21 protein-coding genes and 1 pseudogene are annotated in these 17,806 nt (G+C 38.8%); 2 read left to right on the top strand and 20 right to left on the bottom strand.

The genetic code is table 11. The features are described 5' to 3' along the window. The 12 genes and pseudogenes from F6K57_RS27355 to F6K57_RS27305 form a co-directional block, all read right to left on the bottom strand. Positions 1–442, bottom strand: a pseudogene (locus F6K57_RS27355) (glycosyltransferase); the annotation flags it as partial. 146 nt (positions 443–588) lie between these two features. Next, positions 589–1,011: an acetyltransferase gene (locus tag F6K57_RS27350; RefSeq protein WP_293071598.1), complete on the bottom strand. Its 423-nt coding sequence runs from the start codon at positions 1,009–1,011 to the stop codon at positions 589–591. Between the two features lie 26 nt (positions 1,012–1,037). Next, complete coding sequence (locus tag F6K57_RS27345) at positions 1,038–2,189, bottom strand: glycosyltransferase (protein WP_293071597.1); 1,152 nt, start codon at positions 2,187–2,189, stop codon at positions 1,038–1,040. Between the two features lie 80 nt (positions 2,190–2,269). Further along, on the bottom strand, positions 2,270–2,695 hold the full coding sequence (locus F6K57_RS42180) for a methyltransferase domain-containing protein (RefSeq protein WP_364304297.1): 426 nt from the start codon (positions 2,693–2,695) through the stop codon (positions 2,270–2,272). 12 nt (positions 2,696–2,707) lie between these two features. Continuing rightward, positions 2,708–3,004, bottom strand: a complete 297-nt coding sequence (locus F6K57_RS27340; protein ID WP_293071596.1) for a hypothetical protein — start codon at positions 3,002–3,004, stop codon at positions 2,708–2,710. A gap of 217 nt (positions 3,005–3,221) precedes the next feature. After that, positions 3,222–3,677: a hypothetical protein gene (locus tag F6K57_RS27335; protein WP_293071595.1), complete on the bottom strand. Its 456-nt coding sequence runs from the start codon at positions 3,675–3,677 to the stop codon at positions 3,222–3,224. An 87-nt stretch (positions 3,678–3,764) separates the two neighbouring features. Beyond that, the gene (locus tag F6K57_RS27330; protein WP_293017705.1) at positions 3,765–3,959 is read right to left on the bottom strand and encodes a hypothetical protein; all 195 of its coding nucleotides are present in this window, start codon (positions 3,957–3,959) and stop codon (positions 3,765–3,767) included. Between the two features lie 44 nt (positions 3,960–4,003). Further along, positions 4,004–4,924: a hypothetical protein gene (locus F6K57_RS27325; protein ID WP_293071594.1), complete on the bottom strand. Its 921-nt coding sequence runs from the start codon at positions 4,922–4,924 to the stop codon at positions 4,004–4,006. Positions 4,925–5,077: 153 nt separating this feature from the next. Then, positions 5,078–6,097 carry a glycosyltransferase gene (locus tag F6K57_RS27320; protein ID WP_293017707.1) on the bottom strand — a complete coding sequence of 340 codons (1,020 nt, stop codon included), beginning with the start codon at positions 6,095–6,097 and terminating at the stop codon, positions 5,078–5,080. Further along, positions 6,097–7,239, bottom strand: coding sequence for a hypothetical protein (locus F6K57_RS27315; protein ID WP_293017709.1), 1,143 nt, complete (start codon positions 7,237–7,239; stop codon positions 6,097–6,099). Before F6K57_RS27315 ends, F6K57_RS27320 begins: the two co-directional genes overlap by 1 nt. After that, positions 7,236–8,255: a glycosyltransferase family 2 protein gene (locus tag F6K57_RS27310; RefSeq protein ID WP_293017711.1), complete on the bottom strand. Its 1,020-nt coding sequence runs from the start codon at positions 8,253–8,255 to the stop codon at positions 7,236–7,238. The genes F6K57_RS27315 and F6K57_RS27310 overlap by 4 nt, the downstream gene beginning before the upstream one ends. A 25-nt stretch (positions 8,256–8,280) precedes the next feature. Next, the gene (locus F6K57_RS27305) at positions 8,281–9,429 is read right to left on the bottom strand and encodes a glycosyltransferase (RefSeq protein WP_293071593.1); all 1,149 of its coding nucleotides are present in this window, start codon (positions 9,427–9,429) and stop codon (positions 8,281–8,283) included. 6 nt (positions 9,430–9,435) lie between these two features. Here F6K57_RS27305 and F6K57_RS27300 point away from each other — a divergent pair, with 6 nt between their 5' ends. Further along, positions 9,436–9,657 (top strand): DUF29 family protein, encoded by a 222-nt coding sequence (locus tag F6K57_RS27300; protein WP_293046557.1) that lies wholly within the window; start codon positions 9,436–9,438, stop codon positions 9,655–9,657. 15 nt (positions 9,658–9,672) lie between these two features. Here the strand turns inward: F6K57_RS27300 and F6K57_RS27295 are convergent, their stop codons facing one another. The 7 genes from F6K57_RS27295 to F6K57_RS27265 all read right to left on the bottom strand — a co-directional run bounded on the left by F6K57_RS27295 (position 9,673) and on the right by F6K57_RS27265 (position 16,483). After that, a complete protein-coding gene (locus F6K57_RS27295; RefSeq protein ID WP_293017717.1) occupies positions 9,673–10,926 on the bottom strand; it encodes a glycosyltransferase family 4 protein in 1,254 nt (417 codons plus the stop codon). A 13-nt stretch (positions 10,927–10,939) separates the two neighbouring features. After that, complete coding sequence (locus F6K57_RS27290; protein ID WP_293071592.1) at positions 10,940–11,890, bottom strand: sulfotransferase; 951 nt, start codon at positions 11,888–11,890, stop codon at positions 10,940–10,942. Between the two features lie 28 nt (positions 11,891–11,918). After that, complete coding sequence (locus F6K57_RS27285) at positions 11,919–12,968, bottom strand: nitroreductase family protein (protein WP_293071591.1); 1,050 nt, start codon at positions 12,966–12,968, stop codon at positions 11,919–11,921. 3 nt (positions 12,969–12,971) lie between these two features. Then, entirely contained in the window at positions 12,972–14,054 is a 1,083-nt protein-coding gene (locus F6K57_RS27280) for a polysaccharide pyruvyl transferase family protein (RefSeq protein ID WP_293071590.1), read from the bottom strand. An 8-nt stretch (positions 14,055–14,062) separates the two neighbouring features. Further along, a complete protein-coding gene (locus F6K57_RS27275) occupies positions 14,063–15,004 on the bottom strand; it encodes a glycosyltransferase family 2 protein (RefSeq protein ID WP_293071589.1) in 942 nt (313 codons plus the stop codon). A gap of 301 nt (positions 15,005–15,305) precedes the next feature. After that, positions 15,306–15,512, bottom strand: coding sequence for a hypothetical protein (locus F6K57_RS27270; protein ID WP_293071588.1), 207 nt, complete (start codon positions 15,510–15,512; stop codon positions 15,306–15,308). Then, on the bottom strand, positions 15,509–16,483 hold the full coding sequence (locus tag F6K57_RS27265; protein ID WP_293071587.1) for a phytanoyl-CoA dioxygenase family protein: 975 nt from the start codon (positions 16,481–16,483) through the stop codon (positions 15,509–15,511). The genes F6K57_RS27270 and F6K57_RS27265 overlap by 4 nt, the downstream gene beginning before the upstream one ends. Before the next feature lie 452 nt (positions 16,484–16,935). On the opposite strand from F6K57_RS27265, the gene F6K57_RS27260 reads away from it, so the two are divergent. Then, positions 16,936–17,133: a hypothetical protein gene (locus F6K57_RS27260; RefSeq protein ID WP_293062123.1), complete on the top strand. Its 198-nt coding sequence runs from the start codon at positions 16,936–16,938 to the stop codon at positions 17,131–17,133. A 158-nt stretch (positions 17,134–17,291) separates the two neighbouring features. Here the strand turns inward: F6K57_RS27260 and F6K57_RS27255 are convergent. After that, a partial coding sequence (locus tag F6K57_RS27255) for an ATP-binding cassette domain-containing protein (protein ID WP_293071586.1) occupies positions 17,292–17,806 on the bottom strand: 515 nt, incomplete at its 5' end.

Genomic DNA, 17,806 nt, shown 5'->3' with positions numbered 1-17,806 from the left:
GTCCGAGGACAGTGCGCCACCCTTGAGCTTTGGCAAATTGTAATAGATCTAAGGCTGCGTAGCTGTAAGTAAAGAGGATGGGAGGTTTATTAAATTTTGGAGCAATTTTTGCCAGATAGTTGACAGCGTTTTGTTGAAACCAGTGATTACGGGCAATAATTTGTTCCCAACCACGCACTTTTTGCAGACGTTGCTGGATTTCTAGCTGAATCAAGGAATTGGTAAAGGCGTGAGTGGATGCTTGAGCAAGATCTGGGTGGAAGCGATCGCGTAAACTGGTGAGTAGGTTTTTGGGTAGATAGTTGAGGGGAGATTGGGGAGTAATCCAGGCGTCTGTGATTAGGTGAGATAGGTTACCCTGTTGATGTAGGGATCTGGGAATAGCGTAATGTTCTCTTGCTCCGATTTGACAGCAGATCCACTGATGAGATTGTTTAAACACAATTTTAATTATTATCTAATTGATATTTTTTACAGGAGCCATGGGTGGTAATGTAATTGATAGTCTAACTCTGGATTTCTCTTTTTAATAAATCTAGCGGGATTACCTGCCACAACGGTGTAGGGTTCCACATCTTTAGTGACTACTCACCCTGCACCAATTACCGCACCTTCTCCTATTTTTACTGAAGGTAAAATAATAGCTCGATAGGCAATCCAAAGGCGATCGCCAATAATGACATCTCCACCTCGATCCCCAAAACTAGGGGATTGGGGGTCATGCCCTAAGGTTAAAATGGTTGCCTCTGGACCAATAGAAACATCGTTACCAGTGTGAATTTGATAATGGCGACCATCCAATAAACAACCAAAGTTAATTACGTTGCGATCGCCCAAATAGACTTTACGCCCGTTAAGAAAGCGACAGCCCATTTGAACCGATGTTTCCTTTCCTAGCCTGGCTAAATATGCCTTGAGGTAAGCAATGCGGATTTTACGGGAGGGACAGTTACTAAGGCAATGGTTGTAGTGATAGTTGATAATACTACCTGCAATAATTTTAGGATTCACTGATTAGGACTTATAGGCAGATTTGTTTAAGTTTTTAAAACACTAAGAACAATCTGGGCATTTTTATGCCAAGAATTGTCCCTAAAATACTCTTTCCAGCAAGGTTTGATTGGCATTTCCAGCCATGACTTTAAGCCCTCGACAATCGTTGTTACACTATTAGGCTCAACCCACAACCCTAATTGATATTTTTGCACTACCTCTTTCAAAGGTCCTTCTCCACTGGAAACCAAGCAAAGTTTGCGATGGTGTGTGGCAACGCTTAAAACACCGCTAGCAGAGTGGAATGTCTGATCATAAGTCAATAAAACTAAATCACTCATGTCAAACAAATTAGGAATTTCCCTTTCAGGAATAAAGCCAATCTGCCAGCGACAGCGATCTGCTACACCCAATTCCTGAGCTAGTTCTTGATAACGACGAGCAAGTTGCTGACTAGAAGACTGTTCTTTACCGGCGACTACTAAATATACCTCAGGGACACGAGCCATTGCCTCAATTACCAGGTCAAGGTTTTTGTTCGGACGAATATGCCCAAAGGACAACATCACCTTAGCCTCTGGAGGTAAGTCAAGTAAGTTGCACATTTTTTCCCTAGATTGGGTTGCTTGGGGCAATTCATAAATACCGTGGGGAATTACGGTTGTGCGCAATTGAGGCATAGGGCGAACCGTATCTAAATCAATTGCTTCATGAACAAATGCCTCCCGCAGAAACGAATAGCCTGCTGCAATAGAGCAACGATGCCACCATTGAGGCCCCAGGACAAAATCTCGCACGGGATCATGGACTACTGCACCAAATACCACTCCCCGATTGGCTAATTGCCTCAGGTGATGGGCCCACAAGGGCGCAAGGTATTCCAGGTAAGAACCCATTAAGACGTGACAAAACCTATGTTCTTCAATAAAACGGGTTAATCTAGCAATATTGCTGAGCAGATTATAGGAAAGATAGCCTGCTTTAAGAACCTTGGGCATTGGTTTATGCACCCCAGGACTTGCCGTGGTATCATCCAAAATCGGTACAATCTCATAGGCTTCTCCCCTACCTACAGGATAGTTGGGCGTAGTCAGTAACGTTACCTCTGCACCAGCAGATACAAGGGCATTAGCTTGGTAATGGGCATAGTCAGCTAGTCCTCCATAGCTGGCAGGAGAATAGTATAAAATCCTCATGAAATTAGTTAGCTTTGAGCAAGTTATGTTAGATAATTCAAGAGCAATATAATTAACAAATATCCATGCGAAACATAAAATCAGAGCTTTTTTAAAATGTACGTATACTCATCATAATAAAGATCTCTCGTTTGAAAACGATAGTCTTTCCATAGACTGAATAAAAGCTTCCTTAGGCTTCTGAATTTACTTCCTAGCGGCTTAGGATAGATTGATTTTTCAAATTCAAAATCATATCTTCTGCAAAGCTCATTGATACAGGATGGTGTTATCCAGTTAACGTGCTCCATATTGACTGGCACTAATTTATACTTTGTTCGCCATTGATTAAAGCTTTTGCCAAAGGGATTAGGTGTTGATATTAGTAGCTTTCCACCTGGTTTTAAAGAACCATGGCAGAACTTAAAAAATAATCCTAAATCTGAAACATGCTCAATTACATGGCCTGCATAAATTATATCGAAATAATTTTCTTTGATTGGTTTTCCACAGGCATCTGCAGCGATAAGGTTATCAAATCAGAACTTAACTTTACACTCTTCTACTAATTCGGAATTTAAATCTAGTCCCCATACTTCTTTTCCAGCAGCTTTTTTTCTTAATTTTCCATGAAACCAGGTATCTTTGTTAATATAGTCAAGTGTATGTTCAACAAAACCAATATCTAAAATATTTTCAAACTGACTGATGTAAGAATATAGAAAATCATTTCTATACTGAAATACAAATTTAGATATATTATCGTAAAATTTTTTCCACTCTTGATGTGTATAACCTTGATTGGGATCGAGTGAATATTGAGTCCAATTGAACATATCTAATGATCGCTTTTTATAGTACGATAGGGTGGTAGTGGTAATTTATTTATTGAAATCAAAAATTAAAAGGTTCAAAAGATTCGGAATCATAAGCTGGTTGTATCAAAGCTGCTAAGTTAGATATCGCTTGTCTTAAAACAGATTTTGCAGGTCGGTATATTAAGCGTTTTAGTGGAAACATTTTAGAAACCTCAATTGTATTTTTAGCTTTATATTAAGATAAATCACCACTCCAGGTAAGGGTATAAAAACTCTGCTGAGGAACTTCAGAATCAATGGTATTAATTGAACTAATTTTTTTAGCTAAAACCATTAAAAAAGTAGGTTGATTATTTCTGAAAACGGCCTGTTTTCTTACTTTATCTGGATCTACAACAGAAAACCAAGTGACATTATTCTTGTGCCAGTCATCTTCTACAATGAATACTTTCTCTATTTGAAAGCCATTGTTTTTAGAAAAACATCTGAATAAAATTTCTGGACTAAATTGATAAAAACCATGTCCTGTAAAATTATTACAAGGTGTTATTGACATGAAATTTCCACCCACATTAACCATATCCATACAGTTTTTTAATGCAATAGAAAAATTAAATATATGTTCTAAAGATCCGCCATATAAAACAACTGAATATTTATTTTTATAGCAATCTGGTAGCGGTAAATTCATGTCATGAACATAAGTGCAATTTTCATAATCTGAGTAATCAAAAGAATCAATAATACTCGCACCAATGTGCAGAAAAAAACCATCGGCCTATCCTCCATGTTTTTGAAATATTTCCTGTAAGTACTTTTCAAATACTTCTTGACCAAACAAGGAGAAATTATTCTTAAGCTCACAGGAATCTAAATGTAACCCCTGCCTACCTATAGTAGCTGTATGATCGAAATCAACTCCTTGTGATTTAGCATATAGTAAAAACTTAGTACCGTGTCTATCTAGTCCCATCTTACTTACCTCAATATGTAAATTAAATAAATTATAAATTTAAGCTATATTCTTTTGAAGAATCGTTGTAACTTATTATAAGTCTTTGTCTTTAATAAGATAATATTATTAATGGCTTTTTTTATATAAAAAATGTAATTTATTATAGATACAAAACTTACCATTATTTGTTTATTGTTTCCTTGAAAATGAAGTGTAAAAAATTTAATAATTTTTCCCGATAATTTATGTTTTCCATATGGAATATATTGCTGCCAATTAATCAACTTTAAACCATCTGATTTGAGTTGATAACCACCTGCATCTGAATCAATACGCTCATCAAATGTGCAGAGCTTTGAATTAATTAACATCGGTTTAAAAAGGGTCGCAATCTTATCAGGATTACTGAGGGTAAATTTATGGAAAAACGTCATATCGGAAATGCCACCGCATCCCGCTTCAGCGATAAAATTTTCATGATGACACCGTAACCATTGCCTCAAATCTTCCTCATCATAGTGTCGGCGAATAAAACTACAGAATTCACCTAACAAATTCGGCTGATTTATAAAATTTGTATGGGCTGAATAAAACACCATCGTCATGCCAAATTTAGACAAGTTCTGGGCTGGCTCATCTAATGAATCGTACACTAAAATATCGGAATCCAGATAGACACACCGACCAATATCTGAATTCTGTGTTAAAAATTCATGGAGAATGAACCATCGAGCAATGCAAAATCTCTCAAATTCTTCACCGTTTGTACTCAGATGGATATAGTTCTTCAAAGATAACTGAGCGCTTTGGGTATAGTTCTTTGTGTAGTAGTGCTCAATGCCTAGTAACCAGATGAAATGGGCATTTGCCTTATCACCTAATAGTATAATTCGAGAGTTTGGATTGGTCTGTTTGGCATGCCAAACTGCATAAAAAAGACAGTCAGCATTACCATGGTGGATAAAAATGATTGGAATGCTCATTATAGCGGTTTTTAAGCTAGTAAGGTACAAGTTTTTTGGTTTTAGGGAGCAGGGAACAGGGAGCAGGGAGAAAGGAGAAGGTAGCAGTAAAGTCAGAAGAGGGAAGAGGTAAAAAATTCTGTGTACTTCATTAGGCTAAAAACCGCTATAGTCTCAAAGCAAAGCCTCTAAAGGTTTATGCAAACGACGACGACAGTCTTGACAGTGTTTAGCACCATGTAAATACCCTTTGACATAGCCCCATAATGCCCACAGTTTTGCAAGATAATGGAAAGCTATCAGATGAAATAGTGCAAATGAGACTCCTAACTGAGCCAGTTGTTGAGCCTTGGGGCTAAATTTTAATATGCGATGGCTAATGGATATTAGGCTAAAAAGCAGCCCTACAAGAGTTAGATAGGATAAAGGCGTGTCAAGGAGGAGCAGACTTACGCTGGCTACACCTAGAACTTCAAGCAATAATCTGCCCCCCACTAAGACAAAGTAGTTATTGCGGGTCATGGCTTCTCCATCACCGAAGAAGTTGCGCTTCTCTTCTTTGAGATATTGCTGTAAGCGCTCAAATCTGTGCCAATAGCAGCGCACGATAGGTGCTGCAGCTGACTTAATGCAATGCTTTTTAATTAAGTAGTCAAAAACTGTGTCGTCAGCTGCCAGCGTCAGATCTTCTGGGTAACCTCCAACGTTTTCCCATGCCTGTTTGCGATATGCAACTGAGCGCGATGTTGCATTTGCTTCAGGCGTTGCAATAAAAACATGCCCTCGCAGCACTAACTCAGTTTTAGCCCAGGGTGTATGAACTGAGTCGGGCTTAACAGACCAGCTACCAACTACATAATCAACACTAGAGTCAGCTTCTAGCGGAGCAACGAGTTCTTGAAGCCATTCCGGATCCCACTCACAGCCAATATCAGTGGAAATGATAAGGTCATGTTTTGCATATTGAATGGCTAAATTGCGTCCTCTAGCCACATTGCAACCTACATCTTGATAGCATCGCAAAGGGATAGTTCCTTGCTCAGCATAGGTTTGCATTAACTCCCACGAACCATCGGAAGAACCACCATCAACAATAACAATTTCCTTAGGGTAGCGTGTTTGTTTTTCCATTTGTTGAAAAAACAACTTGAGACCCTCACGATCGTTTAAGACAGTTGAAACAAGAGAAGTCATTATGAATCTAATTCTCGACAAACAGATACCCAAAGTTCAATATTACGAGCAACATTTGAGAAATATTGCTCAAGTGCTGCGTCCCATAAAAAGCCTTTCTGTCTATGGCTCCACTCCATGATCCATGAAGCTAAACATACGGCAGCTTCGCTATAGGTTGTGGCTGTAGGTAACGGTTTCTCTAATAGTGGTAACATATCGTCAATTACCACCATGCCTGCTAGTTCATTCCAGAGATCTTTGTAGAGATTGTGAAATGAACGACGATGCTCTACTACAGGACTACCTATGCGTACTCGATGGCCGACAGCTTGGGCACATTTCTGAACAAAGAAACCACTAAAAATATCACCAAAGCGGTCGAGCTTCATTCCTCCAACTGGATGCCCCATCTTCACATAATAGTAAGCTGGAATTGCATCTCGAATTAACGCAGTATTTTGGGTATTTATAGGCATTAGTGTTTCTGGAGCTAGAAGCACACTTTGGCTAAATTGGGCTTCTGCCGCACATCCAGTGACTAAGCGGGTAGCTGCATCCACATCAGGATCTCCAGACCATAGACCAGCATTAATGCTAACTAGACCAGTACTAGAGGTCGTATCAATGTTGCTACAGCGAGGATCACGTCGCTTGTAGGGAAAACCACGGGCATACACAGTGCCGCTGACACCTTGGCGTTCACAGTTAACATCCATCATGGTGCAGAGGTTGAACCACTGTTGATAGCCAGTCGCTGTCGGTAAGGTAGTCTGTTTGCCAACATGTTGATGACCTTCTAAAAATGGCCAATCAGCCCGAGGATAGTTGTCATCATCAATGGCAATAATGGCATCACAGCGATCGCGGTAGGCCATTAGAAACCCTACATTCCGACGGTTATCAGTTTTCCAAGGAATCTCAGCTGCTAGTTCTGGAAATGGAGCTAAAAATTTATTCTGTTCTTCTTGGCCGAGATAAAACCAAGGCAACCCCTCCCCCTGATACTTTTCGACTCGCTGACGACACTCAGGAGGTGTAGATAGATCGCCAACAATATAAAAGCGAACCTGATCAAGCTGGTTTCTTGCTTTGAAATGCTCGAAATATTCGTCGAGAAAGTTACCACTGTAGATAGTTGTTACTACAATTCCAAATATCATAAATAATTCACCTTAACTGTTGTGACTAAATTTTGTTGCCAATACATGATAGAAAGGAATCGATGCAATCCTAGTACTTCCCTTACCCTGAGTGAAAAAGACCTACAACCTTTTCGATTTGAGCATTCTTTGAGCCATTCCTTAGCGATTTTCATTGCTTCATGAGCAGTTGTGGCGTCATTTTGTAGTCGTGCCTTCAGATAAATATCTGAGTAGAGACGCATGAGACTTTCACAATGTTTTGCGGTTAGCGATCGCTGTTGTTGACTAAGAAACTCTATGTTAGCGGTAGTAATTGCCTTCATAGATTGAAACCATAAAGCCAGAACATCTGGCTGATTTCGGTTGTCTTCAATTTCTTGGCGATAGAGTGCACCAGCGCTAGCAGTATATGCTACCGAGAATGTAGAAGTAAGGCGAAACCAAAAGGCTGTGTCTTCACTCATATAACGGTCAAGCGCTTCAACCCAAATAAATGGTGTATGCAAAATATCTCGCCTAACTATTGCTGAATGCACTGCCCAGGAAGCAAAGGCAATTGCTCCATCAGGAAAGCCAGAAGCTGTTGAACCATAGCCAGCAGGTGCTTTCAAGGTGCGCTGTTGTGGATTTGAATTAGTATATTCTTGCCAATGTCCGGCAATGATAGCTGCGTCAGGATGATCCTCAACAGGCGACAATAAATTTTCTAAATGAGTCGATTCTATCGTGTCGTCAGCATCTAGAAATAAGACCCAGGTTCCTGTTGCATGCCTTAACCCCACGTTGCGAGGTGCTCCAGGCCCACCTGTACGTTTAGGACATGAAATAAGATGGATTCTCGGGTCACAATATTTTTGGACGATTTCTAAGCCGTTATCTGTAGAGTTATTATCTACGACCCACAGTTCCCAATCAGTAATGGTTTGTGCAAGGACAGAATTGATCGCTGCACCTATATAAGGGGCTTTATTGTAAAGAGGGACAATAATACTAACATCAGGCATAGTTTCAAAAACTGAATTAGTTTCATTCACCAGTTTTGTTATAATTTTGGCATCTTTAAATAAAAACCAAATCGCTAATTGCCTTACAAAAAGCTTCTTGAATTACTAATGGATTAAACTGTTTTTGAGCAGCCAGGCAAGTCTGCTTAGCATAATGCTTGCGGAACTCAGCAGTTCTCTGGAGTTTTTCAAGGGCTGAAACTAATTCAGCTGGATTTTCCCTAGTCACACAGATGGCCTTATTACCTTCCTTAGCCCAACGCACCGCCGAAGCATACTCTGGTCCCCAAATCACAATCGGTTTACAAAATTGAGCATATTCAGGCAATTTAGAAGGAAAACTCGTTTCCATGCGCCGCCTCATAGCAGGATCAAAACTCATGGTCACCAAACAAGCATCGGCTGAACTTAGCCACTGGTTCAACTCAGATCTGGGTGCAAAGTCTAGCCACAAACCGCGCTCTCGCATTTCCTTTTGAACATCTGCCGACCAATTAGGGTTTTTTCCCCGAAGCTGTACCTGTAAACTAGGATGATCTTTGACTCCCTGCAACAACTCCCCTAACATTGGGCCATATTCATAGAGATTTCCAAAATACACAACTCGCAAGGGACGAGATGTATCGGCATTGGAATGATTAGATCTTAGTTCAGATGGTAGAGAAGCTGGAATGGGATAAAGAATTTGACTATTGGGATGCGAACCTAAAGCGTTTTGCATGCCTTCACTGACGCAAAGTACCAAGTCTGAGCTATCATGAAGCTGCTGGAAACGCCGTGGGATTAGTTGCCGAAAAGGGGCATGAACAATAGGTAAATCTGGCCACCAGTCATGGAAAATAGTTACTAGGGGCAAGCCATGTTTTTTGGCAAAGCGCAAAGCCGCCCAGCAGCCATCACCATGAGCAACAGTGAGCACAATTGCTTTTTGGCTTGATAGTTGCTGAGAATGGCACAGGGGATCCCAACTGCGACCATGAGTGAGAACATTTAAATTGTTGCCCCAGGTATGAAATCGAGTGCGATTCAGCCTTTTTACTAATCTTGTTGGTAAGTCTTGGGGATTGGGCACCACTGAAACCTTCCACCCATCTAGCTGACTTAGATGGCGGTGCAGTAGGATTTCTCCTGCACTAGTTGGCGCAGGTTGTACGGAAGAGATGACAATAATCTCCGGCTTAATAAGGGATTTACAAGTTACCATACTGGTATGTTGGTTTTGAGTATTAGAGAGCAACGTCGGGCTATTAAACGGCATTTGCAGCAAAATCCGAGCTTAAAGTCTCGGTTGGAAGAAGCAATGATAAATGGCTATGAAGCATGTGTTGATTTGGCTTTACGAGAAAGCGATTTACAATTGCGAAGGTTTCCAGAACGTTGTCTTTACTCGTTTGAACAGATTATTAAGGATAGTTTTTTTTTACGATACTAGCCAAGATTGGTAAAATTAGCTTGTTGGTTTACTTAGCCGATCCTTGCTTTCCTCTAAGATTGAACGGTATAGATTTATGTGTCTCTCAGTTTGAAGTTTTGAAGAATACTCTGCAACCGCCACTTTTCGGCACTGTTGACTCATGTACTCACGCAAATTGTGATCTGTTAGGAGTTGAATAATACCGTTACAGAAATCTTCAACATTCTCAGGTTCTGCTAAATACCCGGTGGTTCCTGGTCGTACCAAATCAGGAACACCACCTACTTTAAAACTAACTGTAGGAGTACCACAAGCCATAGCTTCTAGGGCTACTAACCCAAAAGCATCAGCACGAGTGGGAAATAAAAATAGATCAGCAGCAGAATAAGCTATTGCTTTAAGGTGATCACTACTAACAAAACCTAAGTTTTGTGTTTGTATACCAACTGATTCACTGATTACTTCACCTCCATCTCCTAAAGTCAGCAGTACTATTTCCCCTTTGAGAGATTGAGGTAAACTTGAAAGTGCTTTAAGTAGAAGGTCTCCTCCTTTACGAGAGTTGGTTAGATTTTGCGCCCCAAACATCAAAACCTTCTTGTTAGTAGGTAATCCCAATAAGGAGCGACATTGTTTAGTATCAAAGGGCTGATAAGCTTCTATATCTACACCAAGAGGAATATAGTGAACTGGTATATGACTAAGTATGCTTTGTTTTGCTTGTGCAGCGTTCCATTGGCTAGTAGCAATAATTGCAGCTAAATTAGATCGCCGATAGCTCCACTGTTTAAGTTTCCACTCAATCGCAGTAGCGTCCCTTGTTATAGCAGGATCTGTGTCTAGATAAGGACATGAACCACATCCGCTCTGCCAACGTTTACAATCAAAACTATAGGCACAGTGTCCTGTAAAACTCCACATGTCATGCAGTGTTAACACGGCTGGCTTGTTACGAGTAATACTAGGCAAAGCCAGATAGTTGAGATAACCAGTATGCAGATTATGAAAGTGGAGGACATCGGCATTTTCATAAAATGGATGTTGGCAAATTTCTGCACTGTTAGTTATATAAATATTATTTAAACCAAAAGCTGTCGTGAGTTTACGAAGCTGATCATCTATCTTACCCCGAGGAGGAACTTTAGCTACGCGACTGCTATTAGTGATTGCAGAATCAACCAAAAATCTAGAGTCGATTTCATTTCTCAGTAGCCCTTGATGAATACGATAGGCTGCGATCGCAGCTCCACCTATTTTATCAGTTTGGTTAATATGAAGAATAGTCATTTAAATATCAAGGCTACCAATCGCCTTCACCATAAAACTCTGAAGCTATTGGTTCAGTTATATGTCTAATAGCTAAAATTTGTTCTTGCTCAAGAAATTGCTTCCAATCATAGACATGTTTATCACTGCGAAACCGTTTCACATGAGAGTTTAAATCTTGCTCTTCTGGTAATTCATTAATAGCGTGATGTTTAATTATCTGCTCTACATTGTCCGTAAATTCAAGATTCAAATCTTGGCACAAACTACGAAATCCCTCTAAAGGAGCAAGAGCTAAGTCTTCATAACGATAGAACAGCCAATTTGGATATTGCTTACGGTAACTAACTACCATTGCATAAATTGCTTTCCAAAAAACAGCTGCCCGTTGCCAAAGTGGCATTGTTTCATCTATTGCAGCAACAATTTCAGTTTCTAAATCAGATAATTTTTCGAGTAGTTTTGGCTGCTCAATAAAAACTGATTGAAACGAATGCATATGAGTTGGATCTTTTAATACACTCCAAACATAGGCAGCAGGATGACGGATAATTACCACAACATCCATATCAAATTGTGTCGCTAACCACTCAGTAGAAAAAATTGCAATGGGGTCTTTTACTAAGGGACGAACTCCTAAAAAGCCAGGAAAATAATAACGAACTATTTTTGACGCTGTAGGACGTATTTTTACTTGATTAAGTGCAACCAATATCTCTTGAATTGGATCGTCAGGAATATTGAGAACTTGTTTAATATAATGCAGAAAACATTCTTGTTCTTGTGGTGTGACGTAGTGAAACCAACGTGGTATTTTTTTACTATAAGTACGCTCTGCAATTACTACATTAAATGGTTCGTGAATGTAGCGAACATAGGGAGAATAGGAAATTGTTTTGCCAATCCACGTAGAGCCTGAGCGGTTGCTACCTGTTACTAAAATAGGGCGATTTGAACGCATTTTAAAGTTGCTTGTAGAAATCAATATTCGAGTTTTCCGTAGGTCAACTGCATTAAATAATTTGGAATACGTCCTCTAAATTTTTTCTTTGCGAACAGGGAACATCAAAGTTTTCAGGTAGTAAACCAACTGCAATCATAAAAATAACAACTTCATTTTCTCTGATAGCTATTGCTTTTCTTAGCTCAATATCTCGCTGCTTAGATGCAGACCAGTTTAAAGTACAGGTTCCTAGGCCCAATGAATGCAAAGCGTACACTAAAGACATTCCAAAAATTCCTCCATCAATAAAAGCTTGATTTCGTTCTTCAATACTATAAAATGCTCTTAAATTTGATGTTAATATCAATATTTTGTCAGCTAAATGACCAAATCCACGGTTTCCATTTTGATAATTCAGTGCTTTCGTTTTTAATTCTTCACTTTCAATAATATAGACAAAAGAAGACTGTCTATTACACACTGAAGGAGATTTTTGAGCAATTTTTATGGCCTTTAATATTAAACCTATATCAATGCTTCCTTCGGAAAAGTTTCTGATGCTGAATCGTTTGAGAGCTAGAGTTTCAAAGTTTTTATTAATTGAATCTAAAATTTCCTGTTTACAGACAGTAATAGTTCCGCCACTAACATATTTATTGGAATCAGTTTTGCTGAAAGTATGTAAGATATTTCTTAGGTCAAAAACATCATAGTTTCTTTTTTCATGAAAATCACAATATGCTTCTAATGTCATAAGAGCTGAAACAAACTGCTCATTATCTTGAGGGTATGCAAATTGTACATAAAGACTAAGATGTTTTAATAAAGCATCAATTATTTGTTTACCAAATCCTAAACGAGGATTCTTTAATGATAAACCTTTTTCAATTACATGGTAGCAAGCAGTAATTCTTGACTTTAAATTTTCAAAGTCTTGTGGTTCATTGATGGTTGTTGAGAAAAGTATGTATTTTTCAAGATCGTAAATGAAATTTTCCCATACACTCTTAAACAAAATATTATTGGTGTATATTAATACTAACGCTTTTCCTTGAGTGCTATTAATTAAATATAGAGGAAAAAAGTGTTTTTTTAGTTTAGTTTTGATTCGGTTAAGCATAAATTAAATTGAATTAATATTTGTCTCAAGGAATAACAAAGACTGTTTTTTATATTTGTCTATCAAATCAAAAACTTTATTGTAGTCAATTCTTTCAAGTATTTTATGATTAAATTCACTAGAAGAATAAACTATTCTATCAACTAATTTTAAGTCTTCTAGTAAATTCGATATTTTATTAGTTTTACTTCTTAAATCTAAGACACAGAAATCTTTTTTGTTTAGGATTGAGAATATAGTCCCATGAAAAGTATTAGTAATAATAAAGCTGGCATTTTTGAATAGACCTAGCCATTCACAAATACCTACATCAACAAAACTATAATCACACCAGTTTTGATCATAAGATGCCGCCACTAATTTGTAGCCATATCTCCTAGAAAAATCTTGAATACTTTGTTTGTTTTCAGTACTTATATAGCCAGCATAAACTAGGATATATTTGTTTATTTTGGGGATTTTATGTGGATTGATAACTTGCACATCATACAAAAATGTTGGATCTAGAACTTGGGTAGCATTCAATGCCATAGATTTTAATATTTCTAAAGAATTTCTGTCTCTTACAGATATACTTGAAAGCTGTTTCAAATAAGTATTGATTTGATTAGGTATCTTGTCTCCTAGTGATATTTGTCCAAGACTAGGTGCATAGGATATTGTTGGTATTTCTCTCAAATCTTTTCCAAAGTAATTTAGATCAAACCCACGACTATCATTTTTAAAATTCCATATTTCATCACTACCCAAAATAATTAAATCAAATTTATATTTTTCAATAATAGTCGAGATATCATGAGAAAAAAAGGTTAGATTTAGATTAGATTGTTGAGCATACTTAAACCTTAAATTTTTTATAATGTTTTGCCATTTAACTTTAATTACAGAAAAATGTCTATATGTTTTCCATGATTTGATAAAAAAATCATGTCTTTGCTTATATCTTTGACTGTGATAAAAGCGGGATCTATAGTTGATTATATAGACATCTGCACCCAACATTTTGACAGTTTCTTGTAAACAATAAGCTTGCAAAAATGCTCCATGATTTATTCCATCATGGAAAGTTAAAATTCCTACTTTCATGTTTATGGTTATAGCGTAATTTTTCTGGTAATCGTATTAATCAGACTTTTGAAGCGATTCAAACTATGCTTTTGACTTATTTGATCATCAAACAAATAGCTTAGTAACTTTGTTTCAAAATCCCAATCAGGTATAAAACATTTGGGATGTCTTAAAGGAAATTTAATTTTTGATACTGGTAGCTTGGAGAGTTTTGAATTTGGATCAATTGTATGTGTGGCATCTAAACCAAAGCCAATATTTGAAATTAGGTTTTTGCTAGGAAGTATTGTTAGTTTTTGATTAGAAATACGAGAGAAAACCCATTGTGTGTCCCAAGTATCTACTTCATTAGCAGCAACTTTAGTATATATTTTTTCCAGAGCATGATAATATCTATCGTTTAAGCTTAACTTACGAATAAGCTCTTTAGTGCCTGTATCTTGCCATGCTCTCATCAAAATATCATACTTTTCCCATGCTCTCCTCCAAGTTGCCCATCCCCATATACTTCCTTGATATGAGTAGTGATAATCTTGTTCTCTAGATTTCCAACTTCCTAAAACATTAGTTCCTCCAATTGCAAAAATATCGGAATTAAAGCGATATTTTTCTAAAAGGGTTGAACAAAACTGAAAAAAGCTTATGTCTGGTAGTGTATCGTATTCTAAAATTATCGCTTCTTCCACTTGCTTAAAAGCCCAATTTAATCCGCTACTAACTCGTTTCTTGCAGCCTAGATTTACCTCAGAATAATTCTCCAATACAGTGCAATCCCAATCCACTTTTTTGATTATGCTCCGGGCTTGACTACATAGTAAGGCTTCTGCTGAATTTCGGGGACCATCTGCTACTACTAGTAGCTTAGTGGGTTGCGCTTTCCTAATTACTTCAAACACACGGGCAGTGAGATCAGGACGGCGGAAAATTAGAAATACAACTGGGGTTGAGAGAGGCATTGATTTATTCATAATTAATCCTCTAAAATTAGACTAACTTGTCAAGAATAAATCCTGTAAAACTTTGAAAATATATCGTTTATTAAGCCATAATAACTATCTATATTTACAGCTTTATTCTCTATTTTTTTAGTAGTGATTAAATCTCAAATAATTATGTGGGCTTAATTATCCGTAAAATAGCGATTGAGATTCAAAATGCTGAAAAAACCTTTAATAAAGGCTTTCAGCTTCATTTTTGTATTTTGAATTTTAACGTTTATTTATGCCCACCTACTTACTAAGTCATCTGACCAATCAAAAATTTTATTTTTTAAACTGCCACCTGACTACTTTGCAATTTCCAATAGCGTGCATAGCGCTCACCTTGATGCAGAAGTGACTTATGGGTACCGTGCTCCACAACCTCTCCCCGCTCTAGCACTAAGATTTGATCAGCCTCAGCAATATTCGAAAGTCTATGGGCCACAACAATCACTGTTCGTTCTTTCTGGAACTGTTCCAATGCCTGCTGAATCAACTCTTTCTGCTGTTTGAACTTGGCAATTTAAGATGCCATAGTTTACGTTTTAAACTCACCTCCCATTCTCCAGGTAGCAGCCCTTTGGCTAGGTTATTAGAGATTGCCTTAAGCGTCAGGAGCAAAAGCTGCTTATATAACTTCATTAGTTCTGGAATAGCCATAGTTGCGATTGAACTATTCGGAAAGACTGGATAGTTTCGCTGAATGCCAAATCCTAAGTAGTTGAAAAGGTCTGGACTAGGGTTATCGATAAACCCAGCATTGACCAGATTTTGCTCTCCATGGCCAAGATATTCATCTTTAATTTGCTCGACCTGGAACTGAAAACTATTTCGAACATGATGTCTGTCTTTAAACGGGCGTGCTCGATGAATACCATGCAAATCAAAGATGATGAGGTCGCCCTTCTTTATTTCAAAGGTTCTGATATCCTGCTGATAGTGCGTCTGAACCCAGCGATCGCTGATATAAATCTCATCGTCATACTTTGATGACCAAAGGTGGGAACCCTCAATATACTGAAACGGGCTTAAATTTGGCTCGGAAAGATATATAATAAATACCAGACCTTGCATCTGGTGCTTACGCAAAAACTGACTACCTAGCAGCAGATTATTGTCTGTGTGCCAGGGCATATGAAACCCTCGACGGGTCTGAGAGAACCTGTGATTGATCAGCTGATATCCTGCTTGGAAATAAGCATTACAAACATCTAAAACCTGTTGAGACGTAATCAAATCGTAGGCTCGCTTCGACTTGGCCAGGCAATGGCTCAAAAACTTCTGATTTCCTGAACAAACCACACCTAGGTCATTTTTATTGATCAGAATCTCATCAAAGTCGATTTCTTCTAAGAGCCGGTCAGCCTCTATCTGATCTAATGCACTTTCTGCGAAGTAATAGCCGTTTTCCCTAAGAGAGGTGACAATTTCAGCAGTGGAAGTAATATTGAGAGTGTTCCAAGACATAACAATACACCAGAAATGTTGAATCTATTTCACGTCTGTACCTACATTTAGATACCTGACTGGGTGATAAGCAACCTGGTGAACTTGGTAGGGTGTGGGGTGTGGGCGAACCGGTGATTAGAAAAATGATAAGAAAAATAGAGGAGCTGAGGCGTTGCTTAATAATGGAATGATTTTAAGAGTTTTTAGGTGCGCTTGACCTATTAAGAATTAAATTCGCCACGGGTCGCACCTGTGGAATGGGCATCTTGCCTGTTCCACAGGTGCGACCCGAAGGTGCGCGCACCTTGAGGTGCGACCCAAGGGCGATTTACTCGCCCATTGGAAAGGGCACCTTCAGCGAATTTAATTCTTAATGAGTCAAGCCCACCGAATATTTTCGGGCGGGCAGGATGCCCCTTACAAGGGTAGGTTTTTTTACAAAGGGGCGAGTACGTACTTTTATTGTCTTGATGATTTTTAACGACAAATTAAGTACATTTTATTATACCGTTTCTTATAGCTATGAGGTACACAGGATTTTTTACCTCTTGCCTCTTACCTGCTCCCTGCTCCCTGCTCCCTGCTCCCTAAAAGCCAGAACGAAAGTACCTCATGACTATGATAATTGCTATATACCCCACACCCCACACCCCACACCCCACACCTGATGTCAAAGTTAAAAACCTACCCTTATGAGCGACTCCCGACTCCCGATTCCCGACTGCCGACCCAAATGTAAAAAACCTACCCTTGTAAGCTCCCCACTCCCCACTCCCTGATCAATTTTAGGGTCAAGAATGAAACAGCCCTGCCTCAAGCTACTGCCTTAAACTGCCACCTGACTACTCTGCAACTGCCAATACCGCGCATAGCGCTCACCTTGATGCAGAAGCGAGTTATGGGTACCGTGCTCCACAACCTCTCCCCGCTCTAGCACCAAAATCTGATCAGCCTCAGCAATGGTCGAAAGTCGGTGTGCCACAACAATCACGGTTCGCTCCTTCTGGAACTGTTCCAATGCTTGCTGAATCAACTTCTCTGACTCACTATCTAAGGCACTGGTTGCCTCATCCAAGATTAAAATCTCTGGCTGTTTAATTAATGCCCGTGCCAGAGCCAATCGTTGCCGCTGTCCACCGGAGAGTCGATAGCCCCGCTCACCCACAACCGTTTCGTACCCATCAGGCAAGGCCAAAATAAACTTGTGGGCTTGGGCTGCTTTAGCTGCTTCCACCACCTCATCCAAGCTTGCTGACGGACGACCGTAACGCAAATTTTCTAAAATACTGTCATTAAAAATAAACGTATCTTGACTGACCACCCCGATCTGTTGCCGCCAGT

The sequence above is a fragment of the Moorena sp. SIO4A5 genome (assembly GCF_010672005.1).
Classification (GTDB): Bacteria; Cyanobacteriota; Cyanobacteriia; order Cyanobacteriales; family Coleofasciculaceae; genus Moorena.
The sequence above is the reverse complement of the archived record's forward strand: the minus strand, read 5'-3'. Positions and strand labels throughout refer to the sequence as shown.